This window comes from Microbacterium sp. NPDC008134, assembly GCF_042957055.1.
GTDB lineage: Bacteria > Actinomycetota > Actinomycetes > Actinomycetales > Microbacteriaceae > Microbacterium.
Map to the genome: position 1 here is coordinate 257,788 of NZ_JBIBHO010000003.1, position 26,980 is coordinate 284,767.

Below are 26,980 nucleotides of genomic sequence, written 5' to 3' on the forward strand. Positions count from 1 at the left end.
CCCCTACCGCTCGATGTGGTCGAGGTGCAGCATGCGGGCGAGGTTCTTGTCGAGCTCGTCGTCGCGGAAGATCTTCTTCCAGTCGTCCTTGATGATCGACTCGCGGCCGTAGTCCATGGCGATCAGGCAGGCGTCGGAGAACGGGTTGTCGCCGCGCAGGCCGTTCGCGAGCGCGACCTGCGTGTGGCCGTAGAGGATGCTGCGCGCCGCCGCCTCGGGCACGCCCATGGTCTTGACGGTCTCGTCGAGCGCCTCGTTCAGGAGCGCGCCGATCATGCAGGCGACGGTCTCGACGAGGGTGGGCTCGAGCTGCGCGAGCTGCTTGATCGTGACCCAGTGCACGTCGATCACGGGGGCGTAGATCGCCCGCACGGTCGCCTCGACGATGGCCTGCTTGGCGGGGTCGTCGCTCTCGATCGCGGCGATCGCGTCCTGCGGGGCGGCGATCCCGCCGAAGGTATCGGCCCACTGCTCGGGCGTCTCGCGCTGCAGGAAGATCGACGGGTGGCACGGGTGCGCGACGGCCTGGATGACGTCGTCGCGCGTGGTGAGCAGTCCGGCGTACGCGGCGGCCGGGTCGAGCGTGAGCACGATCGCGCCGGAGCGCAGCTGCGGCACGAGGTCGGCGGTGACCGGTCCGAGCGCGAGGTCGGGCACCGCGAGCACGACGATGTCGGCGTCGGCGACGGCGGTCGCGGCATCCGTCAGTTCGCGCCCGGCGTCGGTCGTGCGCTGCTGGCCGGCAGGCGAGTTCTCGACGTACCAGACCGTGTGATCGGTCTTCACGAGGTTGTTCGAGACGCGCATGCCCATCTTGCCGCCGGCGCCGATCACGGCGATCTTGTAGGTCGTACTCATGGGGTGCTCCTCAGCAGTTCGAGTGTGATGCGGGTCCATTCCCGCTCGGTTCGGATGGTGGTCTCGGCGTCGCCCTGCCAGGGCAGCCAGTGCTCGACGATCTCGTTGATGCCGCGCTCGCGCGGACGCACGGCCGCCAGCAGATGGGCGTAGTCGTGCAACCCCGTGCCCATGGCGGTGCCCGAGTAGGTGAACCCGACCCAGCCGTCCTGCCGGGCGAAGGCGAAGTCCTTCACGTGCACGTTCGCGGTGAGGCGCGCGGTCTGCTCGACGCAGGACTGCGGATGCTCCAACCGGGCGACCACGTTGGCGGGGTCGAGGCAGATGCCGAGGCGCGGGCTGCCGACGCGTTCGATCACGCCGATCAGGTCGGCGGTCGCGACCTGCTCGTAGGTCTCGAGGGCGAGCGTGACGCCGGCCCGCTCGAACGCCCGCATGCTGCTGCGCAGCGACGTCTCGGCCTCGGCGAGCGTCGGCCGCGAGTCGGGGCCGTAGAGCATGCCGCGCACGAGCCGGGCGTCGAAGATCTCGGCGAGACGCAGGTAGCGGGTGAGGTGCTCGGGCACGATGCCCTTGGTGCCGAGTTCGATCGTGAGTCCGAGGTCACGCGCCGCCCTCGCCGCATCGCGCAGTTCGGCGTCGCCCATGGTGTCGAGCGGGGCGTAGTCGCAGATCTGGAAGAGGTCGACGCCCTGCGCCTTCGTGTCGTCGAACGCACCGATCAGGCTCAGCGGCTCGGGCGCCCGGTCGGAGTGCTGCCAGAAGTACGCGTAGGTGCCGAGGCCGATCATGCGGGGTCTCCCGCATTCTCCGGTTCCTGAGCGAGCGAAGCGAGACGAAGGGCGTCGCTGCGCTCCTCGCTCAGGGACCGCGAAGCGCGCCGGGCGGCCAGGGCCGATGCCTCGTCGAGCACCGACATCAGGGCATCGGGGTCGTGGGCGAAGCGCCCGAGGAACACCCCGTCGACGGCATCGCCGAGGGCGGTGAGCAGACCCGGTCCCGCCGCGCCGCCGTAGATCACGGACGACCCGGAGCGGGCGGCATCCGCCCCGAGCGCCGCGCGCAAAGCCGCCGCGACGACCCGAACGTGCTCGTGGGCTGCGGGTTCGGGGGCGCCGATCGCCCAGACCGGCTCATAGGCGACGATCACGGCTCCGGCGGGAGCATCCGCCAACGCCGACCGGAGTTGTTCGACAGCGACGTCCGCGGCATCCGCCGGTTGTTGCCGCTCGGTCTCGCCGATGCAGAGCAGCGGGGTGAGTTCGGCCCCGAGCGCGGCGCTCACCTTCTCGGCGACGACCGCATCGGTCTCGCCGAAGAGGCGACGGCGTTCGGCGTGACCGATCTCGGCGATCGTCGCGCCGATCTCGGCGAGCTCCGCGGCGGTCACCTCGCCCGTGAACGCGCCGGCCGGGTGAGCCGAGACGTCCTGCCCGCCCACGCGCACGGGGGTCTCCGCGAACGCGTCGATCGCGGGCAGCACCTGCAGGTACGTCGGCGTGACGAAGAACGACACCGCGCCGGATCGCACGGCGTCGTGATCGCGCACGCGCGCGGCGACGTCCTCGAACCAGGCGCGTGCCCGCTCGTGCCCGAAGTACGTCTTCAGGCTCACCCCGACCGTGACCTGCGGCATCAGCAGGCGCCGGTGGTCTCGTACGCGTCGATGACAGCGACCTTCTCGGCGCTCGCGCTCGTGGTGTCGAACCGGTAGCCGAGCCACTCCCGCACCAGGCGACGCGCGAGCTCGATGCCGACGACGCGCTGGCCCATCGTGAGCACCTGGGCGTTGTTCGAGAGCACGGCGCGCTCGACCGAGAAGGAGTCGTGAGCGGTGACGGCGCGGATGCCGGCGACCTTGTTGGCGGCGATCGCGACGCCGAGGCCGGTGCCGCAGATGAGCAGGGCGCGGTCGGCCTCGCCCTTCGCCACGAGTTCGGCGGCCGCGATCGCGACGCGCGGGTAGGCGGTGTGCCCGTCGGCATCGACGCCCACATCCACCACCGAGGCGACGCCGGGGTTGTTCTCGAGGTCCCCCTTGAGGATCTCCTTGTAGTCGAATCCGGCGTCATCGCAGCCGATGACGAGGCGCAGCTGGTCGGTCATGTCGTCTTCCTTCAGTCCTGTGCGGCGAGTTCGGGGGCGGCGAGGAGCTCGCCGAGAGCAGTCGCGATCAGCGCGAGCGAGATCGCGCCGGGGTCGGGGGTGCCGACGGAGTGCTCGCCGTGGGTGCGCGCGCGGCCGAGTCTCGGCAGCAGATCGGCGGTCGCGGTGGCGGCGTCGGTGGCGGATGCCGCGGCCGAGGCCCACGCATCCCGCAGTCGCTTCCCCTCCCCCGTGCCCGCCTGCAGCGCCGCGGCGAAGGGCACCAGCGCGTCGACCAGCGTCTTGTCGCCGACCTCCGCCTTGCCGTACTCCTGCACCCCGCGAAGCCCCTCGGCGACACCCGCGGCGACACCCGCGGCATCCGGTTCTCCGGCGTCGCCGAGACGCGGGGCGACGGCGTTCAGGATCACGCCCCAGAGCGCGCCCGAGGTGCCGCCGGCCTTGTCGGCCCAGGCGTCGGCCGCGGCGCTGAGGGTGGCCCGAGCGCCGGCCCCGGCATCCGCTGCGGCGATTCCTGCGGCGAGCGCCGCGTGCGATCCGCGCTGCATGCCGATGCCGTGGTCGCCGTCTCCGGCGATCGCGTCGATGCGTCCGAGTTCGTCGGCGTGGGTGTCGATCGTGTCGACGATGACCTGCAGCGCCGCGGTCACCGTCTGCGCCACCTGCTGCGAGGCGTCGTCACCCTGGGCGATCTCACGTGCGTCGGCGGCCGTGTCGACGACCTCGGCTTGCGCGGCCGCGGCGACCGACCCGCGGCGGTAGGCGGGGGCGTCGACCGGGGTGTCCCACAGTCGTTCGAGTTCGTCGTCGAGCCAGAAGAGCGTGAGCGAGGTGCCGGACATGTCGAAGCTCGTGCAGTACTCGCCGACGTGCGGGTCGACGAGCACGAGGCCCGCCGCTTCGAGCAGCTGGGCGATGCGCCGGTAGACGACGAACATCTCCTCGTACTTGAGCGACCCGAGGCCGTTGAGGATCGGCACGACGCGCGCGCCCTCGATCGCGACACCCTCGGGAATCTCGTCGAGAAGGCGTTCGACGAGCAGCTGCGCCAGACCGTCGGCGGTCGGGATGTCGGTCTCGTCGATGCCCGGCTCGCCGTGGATGCCGAGGCCGATCGCCATGCGCCCGGTCGGCACCGAGAACAGTGGAGCCGGAGCGCCGGGCAGCGTGCAGCCCGTGAACGCGACGCCGAAGGAGCGGGTGCGCTCGTTCGCAAGCGCGGCGACGCGAGTGACGCCGTCGAGGTCGTAGCCCGCCTCGGCGGCGGCCGCTGCGGTGCGGAAGACGGTGAGGTCACCGGCGATGCCGCGGCGCTTGTGCTTCTCGGCGGCCGGGGCGCTGAAGATGTCGTCGGTGACGGTGACGGTCCGGGTGGGGATGCCCTCGGCGCGCAGCTTCTCCTGCGCGGCGTCGAAGTTGAGCACGTCACCGGCGTAGTTGCCGTAGCTGAGCAAGACCCCGGCCCCGCGGTCGACGGCCTTCGCGATCGCGTAGACCTGCTGGGCCGAGGGCGAGGCGAAGAGGTTGCCCATCGCGGCGCCGTGCGCGAAGCCCTGGCCGACCAGTCCGCCGAAAGCCGGGTAGTGCCCCGATCCTCCACCGATCACGACCGCGACCTGCCCGTCGGGGATCACGGTGCTGCGCACGACTCCCCCGGTCGCGCGCCGGACGTGGCGCGGATGGGCGGCGGCGAAGCCCTCGATCATCTCGTCGGCGAAGTCGGCGGGCTCGTTCCAGAGGCGGGTCATCGCGCGCTCGCGTTCGTCGTGCGGATGCTGTCCACGGTGACTCCTCTGTCGGTGCGGGCGAGTTCTCGGGTGAGCGGAATTGGTCAACCGGTTACTAGTTTGACAAACCGGTTGACCAATTGCAAGCAGGCGGATGCCGCGCTGCTGACTGAGACATCGCTTCTGCCGCGCGCCCGCCGAACGATGCCGCCCCGGGCTCCCGCCCCGCTCTGGATAGGGTTGGTATACCGGAGGGCACCACGAGCGGTGCCATGTTTTGGAGGGGATCCATGTCACGCGTTCGCTTTGCTGTACCCGTCGTTGCGCTGTCCGCGCTCGTTCTCGCCGGCTGCTCGGCCTCGTACGAGGGCGCCGAACCGGCCGAGTTCGCATCCACGGCCTGCGGTGCCTGGGTCGAGGGCGATGCGGCCGACGACATCGCCAACTCGGAGACCGTCGCCTCGCTCACGGGTTCCGGAGAGGAGCAGCGCGACCAGGCGATCGAACTCGCCGAGGGCGTCATCGCGTCGTGGGAGCAGCAGCGCGACACCGTCGCCGACGCGAAGCCCGCCGTCGAAGACGGAGATGACGTCGTGGGCCTCTTCACCGATTACTACGACTACCGGATCGACGCCTCCAACAGCCTCATCGACGACTTCCGCGCAGTCTCCACCGAGACCGGCGAGTTCGACGAGCAGGTGCGCCAGGCCGCCGAGCAGTTGTTCTACGGCATCCAGGACACCGACTTCGATGCGACCTTCCCGTTCACCGAGATCGAGGATCAGAAGGTCGTCGACGCGATGCTCGCCGACGACACGTGCCTGACGTTCCTCGAAGAGCGCGGATGGTGAGCGGGGGCCTCCGCGTCGAGAAAACCTAGACCCTCCGCCGCTCGGGCGGCGTGTCACCGAACGGCGCGCCGAGGCATCCGCTCTTCGTCCGGGTTTTCGCGCGCCGTACCGGTCACTGTGAGTAGCGGCTCAGCGTCTCTTCGGCGCTATGCAACGTGCGGGCAACGAACAGCAGGCGGGCATCATCCACGTCTTCGCGAATGCCAGGCTGCGACAGCCAGAACTCGGTCTCATCCACACCCTGCCCCTTCTCGTCGTTCATCTCAAGCGTCGCCGCTCAATCGCAGCAGCGCCGTCGACATGTGCGCGGCCATGGCGGCGGCGGCCGCATTCTCATCGGATGCCGCGACCGCCCGCAGGATCGCGGCGTGCTCCTCGATCGCGGTGAGCACGCTCTCGGTGTCGTGCACCGCGCGGTCGGAGTAGACCTGCAGCAGCGAGCGCACGACGTGCAGCATGTCGACGATCGTGCCGTTGTCCGCCGCCTCCGAGAGGGCGTGGTGGAAGCGGCTGTCGGCCGCGGCGAAAGCGGTGAAATCGTCCTGAGTAGACCGCATCTCCTCTAGAGTCGCCGTCAGCGCGGCGACGGCATCGGCATCCGCCCGCGCCGCCGCCAGGCGCGCGACGTAGATCTCGAGCCCCGACCGCAGTTCGATCAGTTCCGCCGTGTTGCGGTCGCCGATCAGCAGGCCCCACCGCAGGGTCTGCGGCAAGAGGTCGCTCGCCGAACCGCGCAGGTACGTACCGGACCCCGGGCGCACGTCGACGATGCCCAGGATCTCGAGCGCCGCGAGCGCCTCGCGCACCGCAGAGCGCCCCACCTCGAGCGTCGCGGCGAGCTGCCGCTCCGGGGGCAGCCGCGTGCCGGGAGCGATGTCTCCCCCGGTGAACAGGTCGAGTAGCCGCCGAGCCACCTCGGTCACGGGAGAACCCGCGGGCAGCGCGTCGAGCGAATCCGCGATGTTCAGCGTGCGGTTCTCGGGGTAGGCGGGCATGGGTTCGAGGATAGCCGTCGGCGTCGCGCTACCCGGTCGGCAGCGCCCGGCGCAACCCCGGTCCGCTCCGGCCGGATGCCTGACAGGCTGACGCCATGAAACTCGTCTCCTACGCCGGTCAACAGCTCGTCACCACCGAAGACGTCGCGGACGCTCTCGTCGTCCTCGCCGCCGAGATCGCGAACGAGGGGGGATCGCAGGCACTGCAGATCCCGATCGTCGTCGACGGAGAAGAGGATCTCGCCGAACTCGTCGTCGGCGTCGGGAACGACGTGCTCGTGGGTCCGCACGCGTCCGAGGGTGACGACCCGGACTTCTCCGAGCACGCCGAGCGCCTGCGCTCGCACCCGTTCTACCCGAAGCGGACCGCGGCCGACGGCGATGCCGACGACGACGGCGGGGAGTGGACCGTCGACTTCGACCTCGAGACCGGGGTGCCTCGGCCCTGATCGAGCGGAGCGGGGCCCTTCGACAGGCTCAGGGACCCAGTCCTTCTCAGGACCCGGTGGAGGGCGGAGGGGAACAGTCCGGTCCTCCGCCGCCCGAGACGGAGGACCGGCAAAGCCGATGAGAGATCCCAGAGCGGGACGCTCTCCCCTGGGCACCCCGGCCCGAGAGAGCACCTGGGCGAGCCTTCCGGTTCGACCGACGCAGAACCGGCAGGGCCGACTCGTTGTGTTCCGAGCCTAGGAGCACGCCCGGATTCGGCCACATCGGCACCCGACCGTTGACGCACCTCGACACGTGCTGCTATGGGAGGACGACGGGACGGATGCCGACGCATCCGCCCCTCCCGCGCGATAGCGAGTGCGCGGGAATCGCGCAAGGCTTTTGCCCCTTCGACCGTCTCGGCGCACGATGGCGACATGCCCTCCTCCCCCACCGGTCGCCCCCTGGAGACCTATGCCCCGATCGGCGACGGCCGCACCGTCGCACTGATCGGCACGGATGGCTGCATCGACTGGCTTCCGCTCCCCGATCTCACCGACCTGCCGGTGTTCGCGCGCCTCCTCGACGCGGAGACGGGCGGATGCTTCGAGCTCCGTCCGGTCGCGGAGTTCCGCACCCAACGGCGGTACGTCCCGGAGACGAATGTGCTCGAGACGACTTTCACGACGGATGCCGGCGCGGTGCGGGTGACCGACGCGCTGGTGTCGGGAGTGGCGGGACGCCTGCCCTGGGCGGAGCTCGCCCGCCGCATCGAGGGCCTCGAGGGCGAGGTCGCGATGCGCTGGTGCGTGCAGCCCGGCTCGTCGCTGCAGACGGCCGCGCCGTGGATCGAACGCACGTCGCACGGCGACGTCGTACGCAGCGGAGCGACAGCCTTCGCGGTGGTCGGATTCGCACACGGCCCCGCCGAGCCCGACGCCGACGGAACGACCGGCCCGCGCCTCGAGGGCACCTTCACCACCGCTCCCGGCTCGCGACACCTTCTCGCACTCGCCGCGACGCACGACGAGCCGCTGCATCTTCCTGACCCGCGCAACGTCGACCTCGGCATCGATCGCACCATCGACAACTGGACGCACTGGTCGACCGTGTTCTCGTACGACGGACCGTGGGCCGAGCACGTACAGCGCAGTGCGCTCGCCCTCAAGCTGCTGATCTACAGCCCCTCCGGTGCGATCGCCGCGGCCGCCACCACGTCGCTGCCCGAGAACCCCGCCGGCGGCAAGAACTGGGACTACCGCCACGCGTGGGTGCGCGACCTGGCATACACGGCGCATGCGCTCGTGCGCTTCGGGTTGCGCGAAGAGACCCAGGCGGCGCTGTCGTGGATGCTGCGCACGATCCGCGATCACGGTCCCGACCTGCACGTCATGTACACGCTCGACGGAGATCTCGTGCCCGAGCCGCACGAGTACAACGTGGCGGGGTGGCGCGGCATCCGTCCCGTCGTCACCGGGAATCCCGCCGGGGATCAGCTGCAGCTCGGCGTCTACGGCGACCTGATCTCGATCTGCCGGACGTACGTCGATGCGGGCAACGTGCTCGACATCGGCACCGCGCGGATGCTGGCCGGCATCGCCGACCGCACATGCGATCTGTGGCGCAATCCCGACTCCGGTATGTGGGAGCTCCCGGAGATCCGGCACTACACGTCGTCGAAGATGGGCTGTTGGAAGGCGCTCGACGATGCCGTGGCGCTGGCGGATGCCGGAGCGATCCCCGGAAGCGCCGATCGCTGGCGGGCGGAGCGCGAACGCATCCGCACGTGGATCGAGGAGAACGGCTGGTCGGCTGAACGCGGGGCGTATGTGTTCTACGCCGGCTCCGACGAACTCGACGCCTCGGTGCTGCTGCATGCCCCGTCGGGATTCGACCGCGGCGAGCGCATGTCGTCGACGATCGACGCCCTCACCGACGAGCTCGGTGCGGGCCCGCTGCTCTATCGATACAGCCGGGTGGATGCCGAGGAGAAGACGTTCGTGGCGTGCGCGTTCTGGCGAGCCGAGGCACTCGCGTGCGTCGGCCGCCACGACGAGGCTCTCGCCCTCATGCGCGACCTCATCGGCCACGCCAATGACGTCGGCATCTACGCCGAGATGATCGACGCCGACGACGGCTCGGCCTGGGGCAACACCCCGCAGGCGCTCAGCCACCTCGCATTCCTCACCTCCGCCATGACCATCCGCGACGTCGTCCCCGACGAACTGCTTCGCGACCAGACCTGACCGACCGACAGGAAACCAGAGAAGGGAAGACACACCATGTCCCGTGACCAGTACACCTTCACCGACCCCGCTGCGCTGTACGCCGACATCGAGCCGCAGAAGCAGCACATGCCCGAGCCGGGCCTCGACGCCGATCTCGCCCCGAAGGCCGACCTGGGAGAGGAGAGCTACCGCGGCACCGGCCGCCTGACCGGCCGCAAGGCGCTCGTCACCGGTGGCGACTCCGGCATCGGCGCCGCCACGGCGATCGCCTTCGCCCGCGAGGGCGCCGACGTCGCACTCTCCTACCTTCCAGAGGAAGAGGAGGACGCGTCGCGCATCGCCGGCATCCTGCGCGAAGCGGGCGCGAAGGTCGCCACCATCCCCGGCGATCTGCGCGACCCAGAGTACTGCCGCACGCTCGTCGCCGAGGCGGTGGGCGCGCTCGGCGGCCTCGACATCCTCGTCAACAACGGCGGCAAGCAGATCTATCAGGACACGCTCGGCGACATCACCGACGAGCAGTTCGACGACACGTTCAAGACCAACGTGTACGCGATGTTCTGGATCACCAAGGCGGCGCTCCCGCACCTGCCCGCAGGGTCGGCGATCATCAACACCACGTCGATCCAGGCGTACTCGCCGTCGGACATCCTCGTGGACTACGCCTCGACCAAGGCCACGATCAACGCCTTCACGAAGGGTCTGGCGCAGCAGCTCGCGCCGAAGGGCATCCGCGTGAACGCCGTGGCGCCGGGGCCGATCTGGACGCCGCTGCAGCCGAGCGACGGTCAGCCGCAGGAGAAGATCGACGAGTTCGGCGAGCAGACCGCGCTCGGGCGCATGGGGCAGCCGGCCGAGCTCGCGCCCGCCTACGTGTTCCTCGCGTCGGCGGAGTCGAGCTACGTCGTGGGCGAGACGCTCAACGTGAACGGCGGGATGCCGACCCCCTGACCGCCGCACCGGCCCTTCGTCTCGTCGCTCCGCCGACCACCCCGGTTCCTGAGCGAGCGGAGCGAGACGAAGGGCCGACCACCCCGGTTCCTGAGCGCCCTTCGTCTCGTCGCTCCGCTCCTCGCTCAGGAACCGTTCACCACCTCGGTTCCTGAGCGAGCGCAGCGAGACGAAGGGCCTGTACCCCGCACCTCCTCACCGGTCAAGCCCGTCGCGCTACGGCATCCGCCCCGACAGGCTGGAACCACTCGCACCGACGATCCACGGAGGACACCATGACCGACGCCAGCGACAGCCGCATCGACTCGACCCCCGAGAGCGTCCAGCCCCTCCGAGACGAGGAGGCGACGTCGTTCGCCGACCCGTCCGACGACCCGTCGCAGGCCGAGTGGGAGCGCACCGAGGCTCTCGACGCCGGTGCCGACATCGAGGAGAGCACTGCGACCGGAGCAGACCCCGACGAGATCCCCTCGGAGGACGACGAGATCCCGGCAGCCGACCTCCCGACCAGCGGACTCCAGCCCGAGACGCAGGAGGGCGACCCGGTCGTCGCCGAGATCGGCGAAGACGGCGAGGGCGACCTCTCGCCCAACGACCTCTGACCGGTGGCCACGCGACTGCTGCTGCTCGCCGACACGCACGTGCCCGCGCGGGCGAAGCGCCTCTCCGACGACGTCTGGCGGCAGGTCGACCGAGCCGATGCCGTGATCCACGCGGGCGACTGGGTCGATCTCGCGACCTTCGAGGCCCTCGACGCCCGAGCGGAACGGCTGATCGGCGTGTGGGGCAACAACGACGGCGACGACCTGCGCGAGCGGATGCCGGAGTTCGCCGCCGAGCGGATCGAAGGGCTCAACGTGGGCGTCGTTCACGAGACCGGTGCCGCCTCCGGCCGCGAGCGCCGGATCGACGCCACCTATCCGGATGCCGTGCTCGACCTCCTCGTGTTCGGCCACAGCCACATCCCGTGGGACTCGCGGACGCCCCGCGGCATCCGCCTGTTGAATCCAGGATCGCCCACGGATCGCCGCCGTCAACCCGTCTGCACCCTGATGACTGCCGTCATCGACGGCGACGAGCTGCGCGATGTCGCACTCGTGCCCGTCGAGCGGGCCTGACCCTCAGCCGAAGAGGCGCGCGAAGAACCCGCGCTTCTGCGCGTACCCGGCGTGCGCGAGCAGGCCGAAGAGCGGTTGCTTGATGCGGGAGTCCTCGAACACGTAGTTGTAGGTGTGGTTCGTGTCGCCACCCGAGACGTGGGTGCCGACACCAGACCGGTACGAGTAGGTCTTCATCTTTCCGCGGAACGTGGTCTTCTTCATCCCGAACGAGAGCCCGCCGCTGTCGATGCCGCCCTGGGTCTCGAACGTGGTCTTGTGCTCGTCGAAGGAGTACTCGAGCTTCTGGGGGTCGAGATCGACCGTGAGCGTGTACTGCTCGTCGATCGTGCCGCCGCCGAGCAGAGCGACGTAGGCGACGTGCGCGACGTCCCAGTGCGCCGTGATGCGCGTACCGGCCATCGAGTAGCGGATCGGTTCATCGGGGCTGCTCAGCTGCGGGAGGTAGGCGGCGATCTGCTCGAGTGTCCAGGCCATGCCGCCAGCCTAGGGCGCGAGCGCCGGCTCCTCACGCCGCGTCGCCGCCTCGCCGCGGAGCACGATCGCGACGCCCAGGCCGCAGAGCGCGAAGCCGACGATGGTCACGATCGTGAGTGGTTCGGCCAGGAGGACGGTGCCGGCGAGCGCGGTCGCCGGGGCGATGAGGAAGAGCAGGGCGTTCAGCGCGGTGATGCCGACGCGTCGCAGCAGCCACCAGTACAGACCGTAGGCGGCGAGCGTCGGGAACAGTGCGGTGAGCACGACGGCGAACCAGAACGAGGCGGATGCCGGGGGCACGAGCGACCCGCTCGCCGCGGCGATCACGAGCAGCAGTGCGGCGGTGACGGTGACGTGGATGGCGAGCGTCACGAGCACGCCGGTCTGCACCCCCGACCGCCGCTGCAGGAATGTGCCGACGATGAGGCACACCATGGCGGTGGCCGGCAGAAGGTAGGCGATCAGGGGTGCGTCGGATGACCCGAACTGCGAGCGCACCACGAGCAGCACGCCGACGGCGCCGAGCGCGAGCCCCGCCCACTGCGATCCGCGCACGCGCAGCCCGAGGATCGGCCCGACCAGCACGGCGACGACGAGAGGCTGGACCGCATCGATGAGGGCGACCGTGCCCGTGGCGATCCCGGTCGCGACTGCCCCGTAGACGGCGGCGCAGTATCCGAACTGCGCGAAGAGCCCGATCAGTGCCTGGGTCCCCACCTCGCGGCGGGTGATGCCCGTCGCCGCGCCCGAGAGGCGCACGACGACCAGGAGCACGATCGCCAGGGGAACGAACCTCCAGACGAGCAGGGTGAGCGCGTCGACGTCGACCGTGGCGAACGCGGGGATGATGAATCCCGAGCTCCACGTGACGATGAAGGCGACAGCAGCCGCGACGCTCACCCCCGCACGGAGTACACCGATCTGTTTACTCATGCGTTCGACTATACAGGTTGGTATACTTTTTGCATGGCCACGCCCGTTCCCGACCTCGCCCCCCTGACCCCCGGGGCGCGCCGCGTGCTCGACGCCGCCTCACTGTTGTTCTACGAGCGCGGCATCCATGCGGTCGGTGTCGACACGATCGCCGAGGTCGCCGGTGTCACCAAGAAGACGCTCTACGACCGGTTCGGCTCGAAAGAGGCGCTCGTCGTCTCCTACCTGCAGCACCGCGATGCCCGCTGGCGCGACCACGTCGCCGCGCACCTCGCCCGGGTTCCGGAACCGGGCCTCGATCGCGTACTCGCGATCTTCGACGCGGCGATCACCTGGTCCGACGAGAACAGCCCGAAGGGGTGCAGCGCGATCAACGCCCGCGCCGAGATCGGCGAGGGCAACGACGACCACCCGGTCTTCCCCGAGGTGTCGCGCCAGAAGGCCTGGTTGCTCGACCTCTTCGACGAGCTCTGCGCCGAGGCCGGCATCCGCGATCATCGGGCGATGGCCGAGGCGATGATGCTGCTCTACGAGGGGGCGATCGTCACGGTCGGCATGGCGACGTTCGCGGAGCCGTTCGTGGTTGCGCGCGGATGGGCCGAGTCCTTGCTCGCCCGCGCTTGAGCGCCACCCGTCAGCCGCGCGGACCGCGGGAGGCGAGCACGTAGGCGGGCACCGCCACCGCGACGACGACGATGTGCATGACCATCAGGGCGAGCACGGCGAGCGTCGTGGTGCCGGGAATGAATCCGAAGGCGAGCAGCAGCACGTCGGGCACGAACGACACGAGCGTCACGACGGGGACGAGGAGCCGCAGCATCCGATCCGGGGTCTGCGCGCGACGACGCACGAGCATCCATCCCACCCAGCCCCCGACCACGCCCAGAACAGTGAAGAGGCCGTGGGCGGGGAGGGTGAGCGGCCCGTAGGTGGCCGGTGCCCCCCAGGACACGGCCACCCACGAGACGAGGGCATTGAGGGCGACGGCGATGAGCGCCGCTCCCCCGACGATCACAGCCGCACGCGTGCGCGACGATCGGGAGGAACGAGCGAGGCGAGCGGTGGCGGTCATGAGGACTCCCTGTTCGGCATAACGGTTCCGGTTGGTACCGTTATTGCTTACGGTACCAACGAGTCCCGAAATGTACAATGACTTCTCGTGGACACCGACGCTGCACCGAAGACGACCGGACGCCCCCGCGACCCGGAGGTCGAACGCGGCATCCTCGTCGCGACGCAGGACCTGCTCATCGAAGTCGGCTACGCCGGCACCACGATCGCCGCGGTCGCCGCACGAGCTCAGTGCGGCAAGTCGGCGATCTACCGGCGATGGGAGACGAAGACCGATCTCGTCGTCGCCGCGGTGCGCGCCCTGCATGTCACGACCGACCTCCCCGACACCGGAGACCTGCGCGACGATCTGATCGCCGTGGCGATGCACTTCGCCCAGGCGGATGAACGCTCGTCGCAGGTTCTCGCCAGCTTGCTCAGCCAGCTCGGTCGCAACCCCGAGCTGCGCGACATCGCCTACCGCACGATCGGCGAGCCGCCCGTCGCCGCCCTGGTCGCCGTGATCGAGAGATGGATCGAGCGCGGCGCCGTGCCCAGGGATGTCCCGGTGCGGGTCATCGCCGGAATCGTGCCGACCGCGGCGTTCGGCAGCGTCAGTCTGCGTCAGCGTGCGCTCGAGCCCGCGGCGGTCGCCGAGCTGGTGGATGCCGTGATACTCCCTGCGCTGCGCGCCGTGCCGTCGCCGTCTCCGGAAAAGGAGTGACGCAGCCCCCTCTTTCCGCCATACTGTTGCGCGACAGCAGTGATATATCGGTGACTGAGGGGGATGCGTGATGGATGCTGCGATGACCGTCGATCTGACCGTGGCGTATGTCTGGTCGCTCGTGAGCGGGCTGGCCGTGTACGTCTTCTACGGATTCGCCCTCATGGCGATCTTCCGCAAAGCCGGACTGAAGGCGTGGCCCGCGTGGGTGCCGATCCTCAACACCTGGCGCGTGCTGCAGCTGGGCGGGCAGAAGGGGTGGTGGGTGCTGATCGGACTGATCCCGGTGGTCGGCACGATCCTCTATCTGGTGTTCCTCATCATCGCCGGCTTCAAGATCCAGCAGGCGTTCGGCAAGCCCGGGGCCTTCTACATCCTCGCGATCCTGCTGACGCCGGTCTGGTACGGCATCCTCGCCTGGGATTCGTCGGTGTGGCGACCGCAGCACACGCCGCTGGTGCCTGCGTCGGGATACGCAGCGGCCACGCCCACAGCCGCGCCCGCATGACCACCGCACTAGCGGTACTCGCCCTCGTCGGCGTCGCAGTCGCGGTCATCGCCCTGATCGCCCTGCACGTAGTGCCGAGCGGACTCTCGCCCCTGCGCGACCCGGTCAGCGCGTACGGTATTTCGCGCTGGAGCGCGCTCTACCGCGTGCAGACCGTCGCGACCGCGATCGCCGCGATCGCCCTCGCGACCGCGCTCATCACGGCAGGCATCCCGTCAGCACTTGCCGCGGTGATCGCGTTGGTCGCGCTCGCGTTGACGCGCGCTCCGATCAGCTGGGTCCCGATGGATGCCGCGGACGCACCCCGCACGGCGACGGGCCGCCGTCACAACCTGCTCGCCTTCGGCGCATTCGCTGCGGCATCCGTCGGTGGATTCATGACCGGCATCGCATTCTCGGCGGCCGGACTCGATACGGCGGCGACCACCGCGACCCTGCTCGGCTGGGTGATGACGGCGGCGAGCGCGGTGACGATCCTCGCGGGGACGATCACGGCGTTGCGCCCTGTCTTCGGTCTGGCCGAACGCGTCATCTACGTCGGAATGTTCGCGTGGATGGCAGTGAGTGCCGGCGCGCTGACCGCCCTCTGAGGTCAATCCTTCGCGCCTGTGCCGGGTTTGCCCGCGTGGTCGGGACGACCGTTTCCGTTGTTCCCGTTGCCGTTGTTGCCGTTTCCGTCGTCGCCCACAGATGCCGTGTCGTCGGATGCCGGAGCCGGATCGTGGCCGACGCTGTCGGCCGGATCGACGGGGGTGACGGGTGCGTCGACGACGGGCTCGCTGACGACGGGCTCGCTGACGACGGCATCCGGCGTCTGCTGTTCGGCACCGCCGTCGTCGACCGCTTCGACGGGCGTGACCGCGCTGATCACCGCGTCGTACACCGTGCTCGATGCGCCGGCATCCTCACCGTTCAGCGCCGCCGCGCCGACCAGCGCGAAACCGCCGATCGCGAGCGCAGCGGCACCTGCGGCGAGCGCGCGCCGCCGGGGACGACGATCGGCGCTCACCGGGCGGATCGCCGTCTTCGTCGCCGATGACTCGTCGACGGCATCCGCGACAGCGGCCACCGGAGCTACGACGCGCTGCGCCGATTCGCCGCGCACGAGCCGTCGCGCGGACCGCGCGACCTCGGCGGCGGTGGGGCGCTCGGCGGGGTCGAGGCTGGTCATCCGCTCGAGCAGATCACGCCACTCCCCCTCGATGTGCGCGGGGATCTCGGGCGGTGCGGCCAGCCGGGCGATCGCCGCCGCGCGACCCGAGCCGATCGGCGTGTAGGCCGCCTCGCCGGTCAGCGCCTCGATGGCGACCAGGCCCAGCGAGAAGACATCTGCCGGTGTCCCGGGATCGGCGTCACGCAGTCGTTCCGGCGCCATGTACGTGAGCGTGCCGAGCACGATGCCCGGTGTGGTGGTCGACGGATCGTCGGTGCGCTGGGCGATTCCGAAGTCGGCGAGCTTCGCCGTCCACGCCCCTCCGCTTCGCGTCGTGCGTCGCGACAGGAGCACGTTCGACGGCTTGACGTCGCGGTGCACGATGCCGGCGGCGTGCGCGGCGGCGAGTCCCTCGGCGATGTCGCGCACGAGAAACGCCACTTCGCGCGCAGGCAATGGAGCGTGCGCCATGCGCGCCGCGAGCGTCGGCCCGTCGACGTACTCCATCACGAGATACTGCGGGCGATCCGGGTCGAGTTGCGCGTCGAAGAGGGTGACGAGATTCGGATGACTGAGCGACGCGAGGAGAGCCTTCTCGGTGTGCGCGCGCTCGATCGCGTCGACCGCGCCGTCGTCGGGATGGATCATCTTGATCGCGACGACACGTTCGAGACGCGTGTCCTCCGCACGGTAGACCGTGCCCATGCCGCCCTGCCCGACGCGGTCCTGCAGGAGGTAGCGCGCGTCGAGCAGCGCGGCGGTCGGTGAGACCACTTCGAAAGCCATCGTGCGTTCCTCCACCCATCGATGGGTCGACGCTAGTGGGCCGGAAGAGAATACGGATCACCCTTGACGCGGGGTCGGATCGCTGAATGCCTGCCGCGGGCGCCGGGTCGCCCTCACGCCGCGAGCGGCACCGCCCCCACCAGCACGCCGACCGCGAGCATCACGAGCGATACCGCGCACGCGCGCCACAGCACCTTCTTGTGGTGGTCGCCGAGGTTGACGCTGGCGAGCGAGACGAGCAACAGGATCGCCGGCACTAGCGGACTCTGCAGGTGCACGGGCTGGCCGGTGATCGAGGCACGGGCCATCTCGACCGGCTCGATGCCGAAGTGCTCGGCGCTCTGCGCGAGCACGGGCAGGATGCCGTAGTAGAACGCGTCATTCGACATGAAGAACGTGAGCGGAATGGAGAGGATGCCGGTGATCACCGCGAGGAAGGGTCCGAGTGCGGTGGGGATCGCCGTCGTGATCCACCCGGCCATCGCGTCGACCATGCCAGTGCCGTTCAGCACGCCCACGAGCACGCCGGCCGCGAGCACCATCGACACGACGCCGACGATGCTCGGGGCGTGGGCGACGATCTCGTCGGCCTGGCTCTTGAGCTTGGGGAAGTTGATCACCAGCGCGATCGCCGCGCCGACCATGAAGACGTAGGCGAGCGGGAAGATGTCGGCGACGAGCAGCACCATCACGGCCGCCGTGAGCACGAGGTTGACCCAGATGAGCTTCGGTCGCAGCGTGGCGCGGTTCGGGTCGAGCATGGTGTCGGCCATCGCCGTGTCCTCCCGGTCGAGCAGTGCCGTCGCCGCCGGCAGGCCTCCGCGGCCGCCCGCGAGGGTGACGATGTTGCCGGTGCGCAGCGTGGCCCGCGCGCCCGGGGTGGCGTTGCCGCCGCGGAACATCTTCGAGCCGCCGCCGGCTCCACCGCCGATGCGCTCGGGATCGATGCTGCCGAGGCGCTTGCGCTCTCCCAGCCCGAGGAACCAGGCGAACAGCAGGGCGACGATGAGTCCGGCACCCAGCGAGGGCAGCATCGGCACGAAGACGTCGGTGGGCTGCAGGCCGAGCGCGGTCGCGGCGCGCACCGTCGGGCCACCCCAGGGAACGATGTTCATCGTGCCGTTCATGAGGCCGGCGACGCAGGTCAGCACGACGGGGTTCATGCCGAGCTTCAGATAGATGGGCAGCATCGCCGAGGTGGTGATGATGAAGGTCGTCGAGCCGTCGCCGTCGAGCGACACCGCGCCCGCGAGGATCGCCGTGCCGAGCACGATCTTGGCCGGGTCGTCGCCGAGCAGTCGGGTGATGAAGCGGATGAGCGGATCGAAGAGGCCGACGTCGATCATGATGCCGAAGTACATGATGGCGAACATCAGCAGCGCGGCCGTCGGGGCCATGTCCGAGATCGCGTCGATGATCATCTCGCCGAGGCCGAGACCGGCTCCCGCGAACAGGCCGAAGACCGTCGGCACGAGGATCAGGGCGACCATCGGGGTGAGCCGCCGGGTCATGATGAGCGCCATGAAGACCAGCACCATCGTGAACCCAAGGGCCACGAGCACGCCCTCGGGCGGCAGGAATGCGGTCGCGTAGCCCTCCTCGGCGGAGAGCAGGATTGCGGGTTCCACGTTCACATCGACTCCTTCGTCGCGTCGTGCATCAGAGCGGGGCGCCGCGTGGGGCGCATCCCGAGAGATTAGGTCGACCGCGGATGCCGCGCGCGCTAAGTCGCATTGCCGCACGTTGTGCGCGTAGCGTGTGTTCTGCGCATTGTGCTCACAACGGAGTCGAGGGAGGTGCCACCGTGCGATTCGCCACCCGACTGCTGCTCGTGCAGCTCGCGACCGTCGCCGCGGTCGTGGCCGTCTGCACCCTGGTCTTCGGATGGCTGGGTGTGCAGCAGTTGCGGGCCGAGTCCGAGGCCACGGCGCTCAACATCGCCCGCACGCTCGCCGAAGACCCCGACGTGCGTCAGCTCGTCGCCGAATTCTCCGCCGATCCCGGCACTCCCGAGGCCGCCGCACTGCGCGACGGCACGCTGCAGCAGATCGCGATTGCTGTCGCCGACCGCACCGACGCGCTGTTCGTCGTGATCACGGATGACCACGGCATCCGCCTCGCCCACCCCAATCAGGATCTGCTCGGCCAGGTCGTCTCGACGCCGTTCGAAGAGGTGCTGCGCGGAACCGAGGTCGTCGACTGGGAGGTGGGCACGCTCGGCGAATCGGCGCGTGCGAAGGTGCCGATCTACGACGCCCCCGACGAGCCGCCGGTCGGCGAGATCAGTGTCGGCTTCGAGCGCGCGAGCGTGTTCGACGAGCTGCCCGCACTGATCGCGACGATCGCGGTCGCCGGCGTCACGGCTCTCGCGCTGGCGGCACTGGCCACACTGCTGGTGCGGCGCCGCTTCGAGCGCCTCACGCTCGGCCTGCAGCCCGAAGACCTCGTGGCACTCGTGCAGAACCAGGCCGCCGTGCTCGAGGGGGTGGGCGACGGCGTGCTCGCCGTCGACCCGGATGGTGTCGTGCGCGTCTGCAACAGCGCGGCGGAGCGGATGCTGGGGCTCGACTCCCCCGTCGGGCGCAGCGCCGACTCCCTCCCCCTCGATGACACCCTGCATCGCCTGCTCGACGGTCGGGGCACGAGCGCCGAGACGGTGGTCGGCGACCGGGTGCTGTATCTCGATGCGCGTCCGGTCGTGCGCGACTCGCGCCCGCTCGGAGTCGTCGTTGTCGTGCGCGATCGCACCGACATCGAAGCCCTCGCCGGTCGTCTCGAGACCGTCCGCGCGACGACCGAGGCGCTGCGCGTGCAGCGGCACGAGTTCGCCAACAGACTGCACGTGGTCTCGGGGTTGCTCGACGCCGACCGGGGCACCGAGGCCCGTGCCTTCCTCGACGAGCTCACGCACCGCGGCTCGGTGGGCGTCGATCTCGAGGGCATCGAGCGCGTGCCCGATCCGTTCCTGCAGTCGTTCCTGGGCGCGACCGCGGTCACGGCTCGAGAGCGCGGCGTCGCGCTGGTCATCACCGACGACACGCTGCTGCTCGGCGAGGTGACCGCCGCTGAAGACACCGCCGCCGTGTTGGGCAACCTGATCGACAACGCGATCCGCGCCGCCGTCGCGGGCGCCGCACCGCGACGGGTCGAGATCACCCTCCTCACCGACGGAGCGGAACTCGTGCTGGCCGTCGCCGATTCGGGCGCGGGCATCGCGCCCCCGGATCGCGACCCCTTCGCGCCGACGACCGAGACGATCGCGGTGCGCCCGAGCGCAGCGGATACGTCGGATGCAGGACCCGTGCACGGCCACGGCTACGGGCTGCCGCTCTCGCGCGATCTCGCGCGCCGCCGCGGCGGCGACGTGTGGCTGATCTCGGCCGGCGGCGACGGCCGAGGTGCGGTGTTCGGCGCCCGCCTCCCCTCGGCGGTCCGGCCGCCCGACGATACCCACCATCTGGAGGAACAGTGAGCGATGACATCCGCGTGCTCGTGATCGACGACGACTTCCGCGTGGCAGGCCTGCATCGCGACGCGGTGGCGAGCGTGCCCGGGTTCATGCCGCTCGACGCGGTGCACACGCTCGACACCGCCCGCCAGGCGCTGCGCGCGCATCAGCCCGATCTGCTGTTGGTCGACGCGTATCTGCCGGATGGCGACGGCATCCGCTTCGTCGCGGCCACCGAGACCGACGCCTTCGTGCTGTCGGCAGCGACGGATGCCGCGACCGTGCGGCGTGCGCTCAGCGCCGGAGCCCTCGCCTACCTCGCCAAACCGTTCGACACCGCAGCGCTCGTCGATCGACTGCGGCGGTACGCGCGCCTGCGCAATCTGCTGGGCGGCGACGGAGCGCTCACCCAGGAGCGGATCGATCGCGCCATGTCGATCATGGCCGGCGGGGCCGAGCCTGCGACCGTCTCGCGCTCGGCGACCGAGCAGCTCATCCTCGACGAACTCGGTGACGACGACGAGGCATCCGCCGCCGAGATCGCCGAGCGCGTCGGCATCTCGCGCGCGACCGCCCAGCGGCACCTCGCCGCCCTCGCGACGCGCGGCCAGGTCGCGGTGCGGTTGCGGTATGGCACCACCGGTAGGCCGGAGCACCGGTACGTGCGGGTGGGAAAGCGGTAGAGCCGGATGCTGGCGCCGGTGATGCCGCGGATGGGATGCTGTGCACGATGAAGCGTTCGACGAAGATCACGATGGTCGTCTCTGCGGCCGTGGTCGCGGGGCTACTCATCCTCGCGCTGCCGGCGATGCTCGGGGCGACGACCTGGGTTACCGGGGTGTTCGGGGCGTCTTCGGGGTCGACCCCGGAGTCGTCGGATTCGAGCGCGGAACCGGCATCCGACGACGATCTGGTCGATCTGGGCGACGGTATCTCGGTGCCCGCCGGGGGCCCCGGCGAGTGCACGACGAGCGCGCGGATCAGCATCATGGCCGACGACGACGAGCCGTTTCATTCGAAGCTCCTCGGCGAGCTCGTGGAGATGGGGCCGTCCGAGCTGGCAAACGGCGAAGTGCTGAAGAACGGCGGCGGCGAGATCTATGCCTACGTGGTCGCCCCGGGCGACAGTCCCATCGCTATCGGCGAGAGGTTCTGCATCGACTACGTCACGGTGCAGTTGCACAACCACGTGCGCGCGAACATCAATCCGGGCGACATCCTCTACCTGCGCCCCGACCCGACCCTGCCGTGGATCGATCCGTACAGCCCGTTCGACGTGCAGCCCGGCGAGCAGACCGGCCCCTACTATGACGCGATCGACTTCATGCGAAACGCGGTCGCGGCGAAGGACCTCGCGGAGGCTCAGCGGGTGTGGGAAGGCCTCGGCCCGCGCGCGCATCCGGAGGCCCGAGCGATCGCGGCTCAGGCGCTTGAGGCGGGAGATTGGGAGTTGTTGCGGCAGATGTTCCCGTGAGCTGGGGGAACATCGCGCACTATCCGTAGGGGAATGTCTCTGCGCCAGGTATCGTTGTAGCAAATGGATCGGGAATGCTCGATCGGCAAAGGCTTCCGGAGATCCGGGAGCCTTTCGCTTTCATGGGTACACCTTGAGTCCGTAACCATCCATGCGTCCTTCTCGGGATCTCACGAGCTTGGGTCCGACCAGATCCCACGCTCGATTGGCTTGCCGAGGTCGCAGCACGTGGAGCCCGATCGGGCGCGCGGTCATATCAGCGATCTGCAATCCGGAACTGTTCGCACTCTTCGGCGCACAGACGAACGACAGCGTTTCCCGCATTCCCCTGACGCGTGTCGAGTCCATGATGCGTTGGAACTCCTTTTCCAGCGTGCGATCCTCGAGACGACCTCTGCTCTCGAACACGACCCGGGTGCGTCGCCCTGTTTGTCCGCGCTGCTGAAGCTGGAAGAAGATCCTCTCCAATCCGAACTCCAGTGCCACGTGATACGGATTGATCGCACCTCGACGAGCTACGAAAGCTGCCTTGTCGATCACGCATGCAACAACACCGAACCGCGCGTCCTCCACGATTCGATTCAGTCGCTCCATGAACCGACCGCGCACCTGCGCGTTGAGCAGGATGTCGAACGGTGGCGCGGACTTCCTGATCTCGCGCTCGTGCAGAACAACCATGTCGTGCCCGAAGAACTCGAACTTCAGCGACTGAACGCTCGGAACCAAATGATCAACGTACTCGCGGACGGGGAAGATGCAGAACGATAGGACGAAGAGTGGGAACTCCGGATTGATAGTGCTCAGACTGTGGTCGCCACTCTCATCGACGTAGACGATGTAGTCCCCGAAGTCCCCTCCCGGCATCAGTTGAAGTCGCCCCCCGGCGCCATGTCTGCGAACCGCGAGTAGTGACCCTGGAACGCCACCGTGATCGTGGCGGTCGGTCCGTTACGGTGCTTGGCGACGATGAGGTCGGCCTCGCCCGGGCGCACGTCCTTGTCGTAGACCGAGTCGCGGTGCAGCAGGATCACCATGTCGGCATCCTGCTCGATCGAGCCGGACTCACGCAGGTCGCTGATCGCGGGCTTCTTGTCTTGGCGCTGCTCGGGACCACGGTTCAGTTGCGACAGGGCGATGACGGGAACCTGCAGCTCCTTGGCGATGAGCTTGAGGCTTCGCGAGAACTCCGAGACCTCCTGCTGACGCGACTCGACGCGCTTGCCAGAGGTCATGAGCTGGAGGTAGTCGATGATGACCATGCGCAGACCGGCGCGCTGCTTGAGGCGGCGGCACTTGGCGCGGATCTCGACGAGCGTCATGTTGGGGCTGTCGTCGATGTAGAGGGGGGCGTCGTTGATGCGACCGCGGGTCGCCGCGACGGTGGTCCAGTCGCGGGGGTCGAGCGTTCCCTTGCGCATGTTCTGCAGCGGGATCGCACCCTCGGCGCTGAGCAGACGCATCGCGATCTCGCTCTTGCCCATCTCGAGCGAGAAGAAGATCGACGGGAAGTCGTGGCCGATGGATGCCGCGCGCGCGAAGTCGAGCGCGAGTGTCGACTTACCCATGGCGGGTCGCGCGGCGACGACGATCATCTGGCCACCGTGCAGGCCGTTGGTGAGCTCGTCGAGCTCGCGGAACCCGGTCGGGATGCCGGTCATCGACCCGTCGCGGCCGTTCGCGGCCTCGATCTCCTCGATCGCGGCGTCGACGGCGTTCGTCAGCGGAACGTAGTCCTCGGCGGTCTCGGTTCCGGTCACGGAGTAGATCTCGGCCTGGGCGTTGTTGACGATGTCGGTCGCGTCGCCCTCGCCCGCGTAGCCGAGCTGCACGATGCGGGTGCCGGCGTCGACGAGGCGGCGCAGGATCGCCCGCTCCGACACGATCCCGGCGTAGTACCCGGCGTTGGCCGCGGTCGGCACGATCGAGGTGAGCGAGTGCAGGTAGTCGGCGCCGCCGGCCCGCCCGAGTTCACCGGTCTTGATGAGCTCGTCGGTGACGGCGACGACGTCGGTCGGCTCGCCGTGCGAGTAGAGCGAGAGGATCGCTTCGAAGATGAGCTCGTGCTTCGGCACGTAGAAGTCGGCGCCCTTGAGCGTCTCGATCACGTCGGCGACGGCATCCTTCGACAGCAGCATGCCACCCAGTGCGCTCTGCTCGGCGAGGAGGTCGTGCGGCGGGGTGCGCTCCGGCCCGCGCGGGCTTCCGCCCATGCGCTCTTCTGAGATGTCGGCGATCGACACGCTGCTCCCTTCGCTGCGACGTTCGGCGGTGTCGTGGACTGCAGGCCGAGAAAGGCCATCTGCGCAGCACATCACGGACTTCCGACATTGGGTCGCTCGCCCACGCTACGAGCGACGTTATCCACACGCAACACAGCCTGTGGATAACTCTGTGGAGAGCGTGCGGACAACTCCGGACAGTCTGTGCACAACACATGTGGATAACCCGGTGGAGTACCCAGACTTCAAACTTTCTTTTCCATCAGGATCAGGCCTTTCCTGTTTCCCCACCCTGTGGATGGAAACGGGCTTCAACTGCACATTGAAGGTTTGTTCATCTCGGTGTCACATGTGTAGAACTTGGGGAAAGTCAAGCCGGAATTTCACCGGGCGCGTCACGCCGCGACACGCCGCGAATCCTGCGGAAGCTGTCATCGGATTCGCGCGAGATGGTATGGACATCGCGATATACCGGGAGTATCGTCAGCCCCTATCGACGCAACGTGCGTCGGAACGATCGTCTTTCGGAGGGGGAAGTCGACGTGAACGCTCGAGCATCCCGTCGCGGCACACCCGCGATCGCCCTGTGGGGCGGCCTGGGAGCGCTCGCGTGGGCGGCGATCACGGTCCTCACCGGCGGCGGATCCGCGCACGCCGACGAGCAGAACGACCCGTCGCTTCTCGACGGAGTGTCGTCACTCGTCACCGGCACCGTCTCGACGGTCGGCGACACCGTCACCGCCGTGACCGAACCGGTCGTCACCCAGGTCGTCGCCCCCGTCGTGAACGAGGTCGTCGCTCCCGTGGTGCAGGAGGTCGTCGCCCCGGTTCCCGAGATCGTCCCGCCCGTCGTCGAAGAGGTCACTGACACGGTCGCCGAGATCCCCGTCGTGGGCGAAGTCGCGACCCCCGTGGTCGAGACGGTCACCGACACCGCAGAGGCCGTCGTCGCCCCGGTGTCAGACCTGTTGCAGGACGCCCCGGTGTCGCAGATCATCGATCCGGTGCAGGATGCCGTCGCCACCCTCCCCGTCATTGGCGGACTGCTCCGCGACCTCGGCGTCACGAACCTCCTCGACGGCGTCACCGGCGTCGTGGACGACACCACCGCCATCGTCGGCGAGGTCGTCGAGAACACCCTTCCGCCGGTTCTGACGGCACTCGACCCGACCGAGTCGCTTCCGCCCGTCGTCCCGCCGACCGCGATCCCGCCGGCCTTGACTCCGGATCGCGGGTTCTCCGCGGTTCCGGGCGTAGTGGTGGCGGATGCTGCGAGTTCGGCGACCGCGTCGACACACGCGTCCGCGCACCGGCATCCGATCGAGAAGTCTGCATTCTCTACGCCTTCCGGAACGACGACGCCGGCCACCGGCGTGTCCGCCTCCGGCCACGCCACAGGACCCGCCACCGCTCCCCACGGCGGCCCCCTCGCCCCGTCTTCCTCCGCCAGTTCCGGCGGAGCATCCGCTGTCTCCCCCGCCGGTCTGACCGACGCGGGAGTTCCCGCGCTCCGTGCCGTGGAGCGCACCTCCGGCGCATCCGACGACGTCCTGCCGACGTCGCTGGTCGCCGACACCGACGTCTCTCCTGACTGACGGGTTGTCGCGTCGTCCCCTCGAGGACGACAGATGCCGTGCTGCGCGCGCACATCTTCGCGCGCACCCACATCAGACACCCCAGTCCAGTCAAGGAGAAAGTCATCATGCGTACTTACCTCAAGCGGGCCCTGTGGGGAACGCTTCTCGCCGGCGGGATCACCCTGCTCGGCGCAACCGCCGCGAACGCGGCAGACACCTCGGGAGACGACGGAGTTCTCTCGGGCAGCCAGGTCGAGGCTCCGGTCTCGGTCCCGGTCACGATCGTCGACAATGCGATCTCCCTGCTCGGGGATTCCTCCGCGCAGCAGGCTCCGGCCCCCGCGCCGGCGCCCGCACCCGCACCGGCACCGGCGCCCGCACCTGCGCCCTCGACGGGCGGCGAGTCCGGAACGGCATCCGGAACGCAGGCCGTCGTCGAGGTCGTGGTGCCCGTCACCGTGACCGACAACGCAGTGAGCCTGCTCGGCGACTCGTCGAGCGCTCCTGCACCGGCCGCACCGGCCGAGGCTCCTGCGGCACCGGCCCCCGAGGCACCGGCTCCGTCGATCACGACGAACGGCGTCGACGGGCTGCTGTCGGGCTCGCAGGCCCTCGTGAGCGTCGACGTACCCGTCACCGTGTCGGGCAACTCGATCTCGCTGCTCGGTGACAGCGCCGTCGCGGAAGGGGACGCCGCGGCACCGGCGCCTTCGGCTCCGCAGACGGATGCCGCCGCCCCGAGCACCTCGGGCGACGACTCGATCGCCGGCGGCTCGCAGGTCGTCGCACCTATCTCGGTACCGATCGACGTCTCCGGTAACGCGATCTCCCTGCTGGGAGACAGCGCGGTAGCCGGCGGCGAGGCGGCTCCGGCCGCTCCGGCGCCGGGAACCGATCTCGGTGACTTCGAGGCACTGCCCGCTCCGTGGAGCATGACCGACGGCGACGACGGCGTGCTCAGCGGCAGCCAGGTGACCGCCCCGGTCACGGCTCCCGTGAACGTCACCGGCAATGCCGTGTCGCTCCTCGGTGACAGCGCCGCCGTCGGCACGTCGGCCCCGGCCGACGAGTGGACGGATGCTTCGACCACCGGTAGCACGACCACTGGAGACGACGGCATCCTCGGCGGAACCCAAGTCACCGCACCGGTCACCGCACCCGTCGACGTCACCGGCAACGCCATCTCCCTCACCGGAGACAGCGCCGCCGTCGGCACCAACACCACGACCGGCACCGCCCCGGCAGCCCCCACCACCGGCAGCACGACCACCGGAGACGACGGCATCCTCGGCGGAACCCAAGTCACCGCACCGGTCACCGCACCCGTCGACGTCACCGGCAACGCCATCTCCCTCACCGGAGACAGCG

29 protein-coding genes are annotated in these 26,980 nt (G+C 69.4%); 15 read left to right on the top strand and 14 right to left on the bottom strand.

Annotation, left to right across the window (positions count from 1 at the left end; translation table 11 throughout):
- Positions 1-3: 3 nt before the first annotated feature.
- From ACFY9N_RS14770 to ACFY9N_RS14790, 5 genes are read right to left on the bottom strand one after another with little or no spacing between them, the layout of a single operon-like run.
- A complete protein-coding gene (locus tag ACFY9N_RS14770) occupies positions 4-858 on the bottom strand; it encodes a phosphogluconate dehydrogenase C-terminal domain-containing protein (protein WP_391479568.1) in 855 nt (284 codons plus the stop codon).
- Positions 855-1,649 (bottom strand): sugar phosphate isomerase/epimerase family protein, encoded by a 795-nt coding sequence (locus ACFY9N_RS14775; protein ID WP_391479569.1) that lies wholly within the window; start codon positions 1,647-1,649, stop codon positions 855-857. The genes ACFY9N_RS14770 and ACFY9N_RS14775 overlap by 4 nt, the downstream gene beginning before the upstream one ends.
- A complete protein-coding gene (locus ACFY9N_RS14780; protein ID WP_391479570.1) occupies positions 1,646-2,494 on the bottom strand; it encodes a triose-phosphate isomerase family protein in 849 nt (282 codons plus the stop codon). The genes ACFY9N_RS14775 and ACFY9N_RS14780 overlap by 4 nt, the downstream gene beginning before the upstream one ends.
- Complete coding sequence (locus ACFY9N_RS14785; RefSeq protein WP_391479571.1) at positions 2,494-2,964, bottom strand: ribose-5-phosphate isomerase; 471 nt, start codon at positions 2,962-2,964, stop codon at positions 2,494-2,496. The genes ACFY9N_RS14780 and ACFY9N_RS14785 overlap by 1 nt, the downstream gene beginning before the upstream one ends.
- 11 nt (positions 2,965-2,975) lie before the next feature.
- Positions 2,976-4,712, bottom strand: coding sequence for a dihydroxyacetone kinase family protein (locus tag ACFY9N_RS14790; RefSeq protein WP_391479572.1), 1,737 nt, complete (start codon positions 4,710-4,712; stop codon positions 2,976-2,978).
- 269 nt (positions 4,713-4,981) lie between these two features.
- Here ACFY9N_RS14790 and ACFY9N_RS14795 point away from each other — a divergent pair, with 269 nt between their 5' ends.
- Positions 4,982-5,542, top strand: coding sequence for a hypothetical protein (locus ACFY9N_RS14795; protein WP_391479573.1), 561 nt, complete (start codon positions 4,982-4,984; stop codon positions 5,540-5,542).
- A 112-nt stretch (positions 5,543-5,654) separates the two neighbouring features.
- On the opposite strand, the gene ACFY9N_RS14800 is transcribed toward ACFY9N_RS14795, so the two are convergent.
- Entirely contained in the window at positions 5,655-5,804 is a 150-nt protein-coding gene (locus tag ACFY9N_RS14800) for a hypothetical protein (RefSeq protein ID WP_391479574.1), read from the bottom strand.
- 1 nt (position 5,805) lies between these two features.
- The gene (locus tag ACFY9N_RS14805) at positions 5,806-6,537 is read right to left on the bottom strand and encodes a FadR/GntR family transcriptional regulator (protein WP_391479575.1); all 732 of its coding nucleotides are present in this window, start codon (positions 6,535-6,537) and stop codon (positions 5,806-5,808) included.
- Positions 6,538-6,632: 95 nt separating this feature from the next.
- On the opposite strand from ACFY9N_RS14805, the gene ACFY9N_RS14810 reads away from it, so the two are divergent.
- The 5 genes from ACFY9N_RS14810 to ACFY9N_RS14830 all read left to right on the top strand — a co-directional run bounded on the left by ACFY9N_RS14810 (position 6,633) and on the right by ACFY9N_RS14830 (position 11,263).
- Positions 6,633-6,986 (top strand): hypothetical protein, encoded by a 354-nt coding sequence (locus tag ACFY9N_RS14810; protein ID WP_391479576.1) that lies wholly within the window; start codon positions 6,633-6,635, stop codon positions 6,984-6,986.
- A 417-nt stretch (positions 6,987-7,403) separates the two neighbouring features.
- A complete protein-coding gene (locus ACFY9N_RS14815) occupies positions 7,404-9,212 on the top strand; it encodes a glycoside hydrolase family 15 protein (protein ID WP_391479577.1) in 1,809 nt (602 codons plus the stop codon).
- A 36-nt stretch (positions 9,213-9,248) separates the two neighbouring features.
- Positions 9,249-10,145, top strand: coding sequence for an SDR family oxidoreductase (locus ACFY9N_RS14820; protein ID WP_391479578.1), 897 nt, complete (start codon positions 9,249-9,251; stop codon positions 10,143-10,145).
- Positions 10,146-10,420: 275 nt separating this feature from the next.
- Positions 10,421-10,747 (top strand): sugar ABC transporter ATPase, encoded by a 327-nt coding sequence (locus ACFY9N_RS14825; RefSeq protein WP_391479579.1) that lies wholly within the window; start codon positions 10,421-10,423, stop codon positions 10,745-10,747.
- 3 nt (positions 10,748-10,750) lie between these two features.
- A complete protein-coding gene (locus tag ACFY9N_RS14830; protein ID WP_391479580.1) occupies positions 10,751-11,263 on the top strand; it encodes a metallophosphoesterase family protein in 513 nt (170 codons plus the stop codon).
- A 3-nt stretch (positions 11,264-11,266) separates the two neighbouring features.
- Here the strand turns inward: ACFY9N_RS14830 and ACFY9N_RS14835 are convergent, their stop codons facing one another.
- Together ACFY9N_RS14835 and ACFY9N_RS14840 are read right to left on the bottom strand one after the other, a co-directional pair.
- Positions 11,267-11,740 (bottom strand): hypothetical protein, encoded by a 474-nt coding sequence (locus tag ACFY9N_RS14835; protein WP_391479581.1) that lies wholly within the window; start codon positions 11,738-11,740, stop codon positions 11,267-11,269.
- A gap of 9 nt (positions 11,741-11,749) precedes the next feature.
- Positions 11,750-12,673, bottom strand: a complete 924-nt coding sequence (locus tag ACFY9N_RS14840; protein ID WP_391479582.1) for a DMT family transporter — start codon at positions 12,671-12,673, stop codon at positions 11,750-11,752.
- Positions 12,674-12,706: 33 nt separating this feature from the next.
- Here ACFY9N_RS14840 and ACFY9N_RS14845 point away from each other — a divergent pair, with 33 nt between their 5' ends.
- Complete coding sequence (locus ACFY9N_RS14845) at positions 12,707-13,297, top strand: TetR/AcrR family transcriptional regulator (RefSeq protein WP_391479583.1); 591 nt, start codon at positions 12,707-12,709, stop codon at positions 13,295-13,297.
- A 10-nt stretch (positions 13,298-13,307) separates the two neighbouring features.
- Here the strand turns inward: ACFY9N_RS14845 and ACFY9N_RS14850 are convergent, their stop codons facing one another.
- Positions 13,308-13,745, bottom strand: a complete 438-nt coding sequence (locus tag ACFY9N_RS14850) for a DUF6069 family protein (protein WP_391479584.1) — start codon at positions 13,743-13,745, stop codon at positions 13,308-13,310.
- An 87-nt stretch (positions 13,746-13,832) separates the two neighbouring features.
- Between ACFY9N_RS14850 and ACFY9N_RS14855 the strand changes: the two genes are divergently transcribed.
- The 3 genes from ACFY9N_RS14855 (at position 13,833) to ACFY9N_RS14865 (ending at position 15,545) form a co-directional block, all read left to right on the top strand.
- Positions 13,833-14,447: a TetR/AcrR family transcriptional regulator gene (locus ACFY9N_RS14855; RefSeq protein WP_391479585.1), complete on the top strand. Its 615-nt coding sequence runs from the start codon at positions 13,833-13,835 to the stop codon at positions 14,445-14,447.
- Positions 14,448-14,529: 82 nt separating this feature from the next.
- Positions 14,530-14,955 (top strand): DUF5684 domain-containing protein, encoded by a 426-nt coding sequence (locus tag ACFY9N_RS14860; protein WP_391479586.1) that lies wholly within the window; start codon positions 14,530-14,532, stop codon positions 14,953-14,955.
- Entirely contained in the window at positions 14,952-15,545 is a 594-nt protein-coding gene (locus tag ACFY9N_RS14865; protein ID WP_391479587.1) for a DUF998 domain-containing protein, read from the top strand. The genes ACFY9N_RS14860 and ACFY9N_RS14865 overlap by 4 nt, the downstream gene beginning before the upstream one ends.
- Before the next feature lie 2 nt (positions 15,546-15,547).
- Here ACFY9N_RS14865 and ACFY9N_RS14870 read toward each other — a convergent pair whose 3' ends face one another.
- The gene (locus tag ACFY9N_RS14870) at positions 15,548-16,894 is read right to left on the bottom strand and encodes a serine/threonine-protein kinase (protein ID WP_391479588.1); all 1,347 of its coding nucleotides are present in this window, start codon (positions 16,892-16,894) and stop codon (positions 15,548-15,550) included.
- Positions 16,895-17,007: 113 nt separating this feature from the next.
- Entirely contained in the window at positions 17,008-18,432 is a 1,425-nt protein-coding gene (locus ACFY9N_RS14875) for a CitMHS family transporter (protein ID WP_391479687.1), read from the bottom strand.
- Between the two features lie 266 nt (positions 18,433-18,698).
- Between ACFY9N_RS14875 and ACFY9N_RS14880 the strand changes: the two genes are divergently transcribed.
- Genes ACFY9N_RS14880 through ACFY9N_RS14890 form a run of 3 tightly spaced genes read left to right on the top strand, consistent with a single transcriptional unit; the run spans position 18,699 to position 21,816 of the window.
- Positions 18,699-20,366, top strand: coding sequence for an ATP-binding protein (locus ACFY9N_RS14880; RefSeq protein WP_391479589.1), 1,668 nt, complete (start codon positions 18,699-18,701; stop codon positions 20,364-20,366).
- Entirely contained in the window at positions 20,363-21,025 is a 663-nt protein-coding gene (locus ACFY9N_RS14885) for a response regulator (protein ID WP_391479590.1), read from the top strand. Before ACFY9N_RS14880 ends, ACFY9N_RS14885 begins: the two co-directional genes overlap by 4 nt.
- A gap of 47 nt (positions 21,026-21,072) precedes the next feature.
- A complete protein-coding gene (locus ACFY9N_RS14890; RefSeq protein ID WP_391479591.1) occupies positions 21,073-21,816 on the top strand; it encodes a hypothetical protein in 744 nt (247 codons plus the stop codon).
- Positions 21,817-21,936: 120 nt separating this feature from the next.
- On the opposite strand, the gene ACFY9N_RS14895 is transcribed toward ACFY9N_RS14890, so the two are convergent.
- Both ACFY9N_RS14895 and dnaB read right to left on the bottom strand, forming a co-directional pair.
- On the bottom strand, positions 21,937-22,680 hold the full coding sequence (locus tag ACFY9N_RS14895) for a DUF3800 domain-containing protein (RefSeq protein ID WP_391479592.1): 744 nt from the start codon (positions 22,678-22,680) through the stop codon (positions 21,937-21,939).
- Positions 22,680-24,026 (bottom strand): replicative DNA helicase, encoded by a 1,347-nt coding sequence (dnaB, locus tag ACFY9N_RS14900; RefSeq protein WP_391479688.1) that lies wholly within the window; start codon positions 24,024-24,026, stop codon positions 22,680-22,682. Before dnaB ends, ACFY9N_RS14895 begins: the two co-directional genes overlap by 1 nt.
- Positions 24,027-24,577: 551 nt before the next feature.
- Here dnaB and ACFY9N_RS14905 point away from each other — a divergent pair.
- The gene (locus ACFY9N_RS14905; RefSeq protein WP_391479593.1) at positions 24,578-25,630 is read left to right on the top strand and encodes a hypothetical protein; all 1,053 of its coding nucleotides are present in this window, start codon (positions 24,578-24,580) and stop codon (positions 25,628-25,630) included.
- Positions 25,631-25,737: 107 nt separating this feature from the next.
- Positions 25,738-26,980: chaplin family protein (locus ACFY9N_RS14910; RefSeq protein ID WP_391479594.1), on the top strand; the 1,243-nt coding region annotated here is incomplete at its 3' end.

What these genes read in the sequence shown, in the direction of transcription:
- ACFY9N_RS14770 (WP_391479568.1), bottom strand. Translation starts at nt 858, where the DNA reads ATGAGTACGACCTACAAGATCGCCGTGATCGGCGCCGGCGGCAAGATG.
- ACFY9N_RS14775 (WP_391479569.1), bottom strand. Translation starts at nt 1,649, where the DNA reads ATGATCGGCCTCGGCACCTACGCGTACTTCTGGCAGCACTCCGACCGG.
- ACFY9N_RS14780 (WP_391479570.1), bottom strand. Translation starts at nt 2,494, where the DNA reads ATGCCGCAGGTCACGGTCGGGGTGAGCCTGAAGACGTACTTCGGGCAC.
- ACFY9N_RS14785 (WP_391479571.1), bottom strand. Translation starts at nt 2,964, where the DNA reads ATGACCGACCAGCTGCGCCTCGTCATCGGCTGCGATGACGCCGGATTC.
- ACFY9N_RS14790 (WP_391479572.1), bottom strand. Translation starts at nt 4,712, where the DNA reads ATGACCCGCCTCTGGAACGAGCCCGCCGACTTCGCCGACGAGATGATC.
- ACFY9N_RS14795 (WP_391479573.1), top strand. Translation starts at nt 4,982, where the DNA reads ATGTCACGCGTTCGCTTTGCTGTACCCGTCGTTGCGCTGTCCGCGCTC.
- ACFY9N_RS14800 (WP_391479574.1), bottom strand. Translation starts at nt 5,804, where the DNA reads ATGAACGACGAGAAGGGGCAGGGTGTGGATGAGACCGAGTTCTGGCTG.
- ACFY9N_RS14805 (WP_391479575.1), bottom strand. Translation starts at nt 6,537, where the DNA reads ATGCCCGCCTACCCCGAGAACCGCACGCTGAACATCGCGGATTCGCTC.
- ACFY9N_RS14810 (WP_391479576.1), top strand. Translation starts at nt 6,633, where the DNA reads ATGAAACTCGTCTCCTACGCCGGTCAACAGCTCGTCACCACCGAAGAC.
- ACFY9N_RS14815 (WP_391479577.1), top strand. Translation starts at nt 7,404, where the DNA reads ATGCCCTCCTCCCCCACCGGTCGCCCCCTGGAGACCTATGCCCCGATC.
- ACFY9N_RS14820 (WP_391479578.1), top strand. Translation starts at nt 9,249, where the DNA reads ATGTCCCGTGACCAGTACACCTTCACCGACCCCGCTGCGCTGTACGCC.
- ACFY9N_RS14825 (WP_391479579.1), top strand. Translation starts at nt 10,421, where the DNA reads ATGACCGACGCCAGCGACAGCCGCATCGACTCGACCCCCGAGAGCGTC.
- ACFY9N_RS14835 (WP_391479581.1), bottom strand. Translation starts at nt 11,740, where the DNA reads ATGGCCTGGACACTCGAGCAGATCGCCGCCTACCTCCCGCAGCTGAGC.
- ACFY9N_RS14840 (WP_391479582.1), bottom strand. Translation starts at nt 12,673, where the DNA reads ATGAGTAAACAGATCGGTGTACTCCGTGCGGGGGTGAGCGTCGCGGCT.
- ACFY9N_RS14845 (WP_391479583.1), top strand. Translation starts at nt 12,707, where the DNA reads ATGGCCACGCCCGTTCCCGACCTCGCCCCCCTGACCCCCGGGGCGCGC.
- ACFY9N_RS14850 (WP_391479584.1), bottom strand. Translation starts at nt 13,745, where the DNA reads ATGACCGCCACCGCTCGCCTCGCTCGTTCCTCCCGATCGTCGCGCACG.
- ACFY9N_RS14860 (WP_391479586.1), top strand. Translation starts at nt 14,530, where the DNA reads ATGACCGTCGATCTGACCGTGGCGTATGTCTGGTCGCTCGTGAGCGGG.
- ACFY9N_RS14865 (WP_391479587.1), top strand. Translation starts at nt 14,952, where the DNA reads ATGACCACCGCACTAGCGGTACTCGCCCTCGTCGGCGTCGCAGTCGCG.
- ACFY9N_RS14870 (WP_391479588.1), bottom strand. Translation starts at nt 16,894, where the DNA reads ATGGCTTTCGAAGTGGTCTCACCGACCGCCGCGCTGCTCGACGCGCGC.
- ACFY9N_RS14875 (WP_391479687.1), bottom strand. Translation starts at nt 18,432, where the DNA reads ATGGTGCTGGTCTTCATGGCGCTCATCATGACCCGGCGGCTCACCCCG.
- ACFY9N_RS14890 (WP_391479591.1), top strand. Translation starts at nt 21,073, where the DNA reads ATGAAGCGTTCGACGAAGATCACGATGGTCGTCTCTGCGGCCGTGGTC.
- ACFY9N_RS14895 (WP_391479592.1), bottom strand. Translation starts at nt 22,680, where the DNA reads ATGCCGGGAGGGGACTTCGGGGACTACATCGTCTACGTCGATGAGAGT.
- dnaB (WP_391479688.1), bottom strand. Translation starts at nt 24,026, where the DNA reads ATGGGCGGAAGCCCGCGCGGGCCGGAGCGCACCCCGCCGCACGACCTC.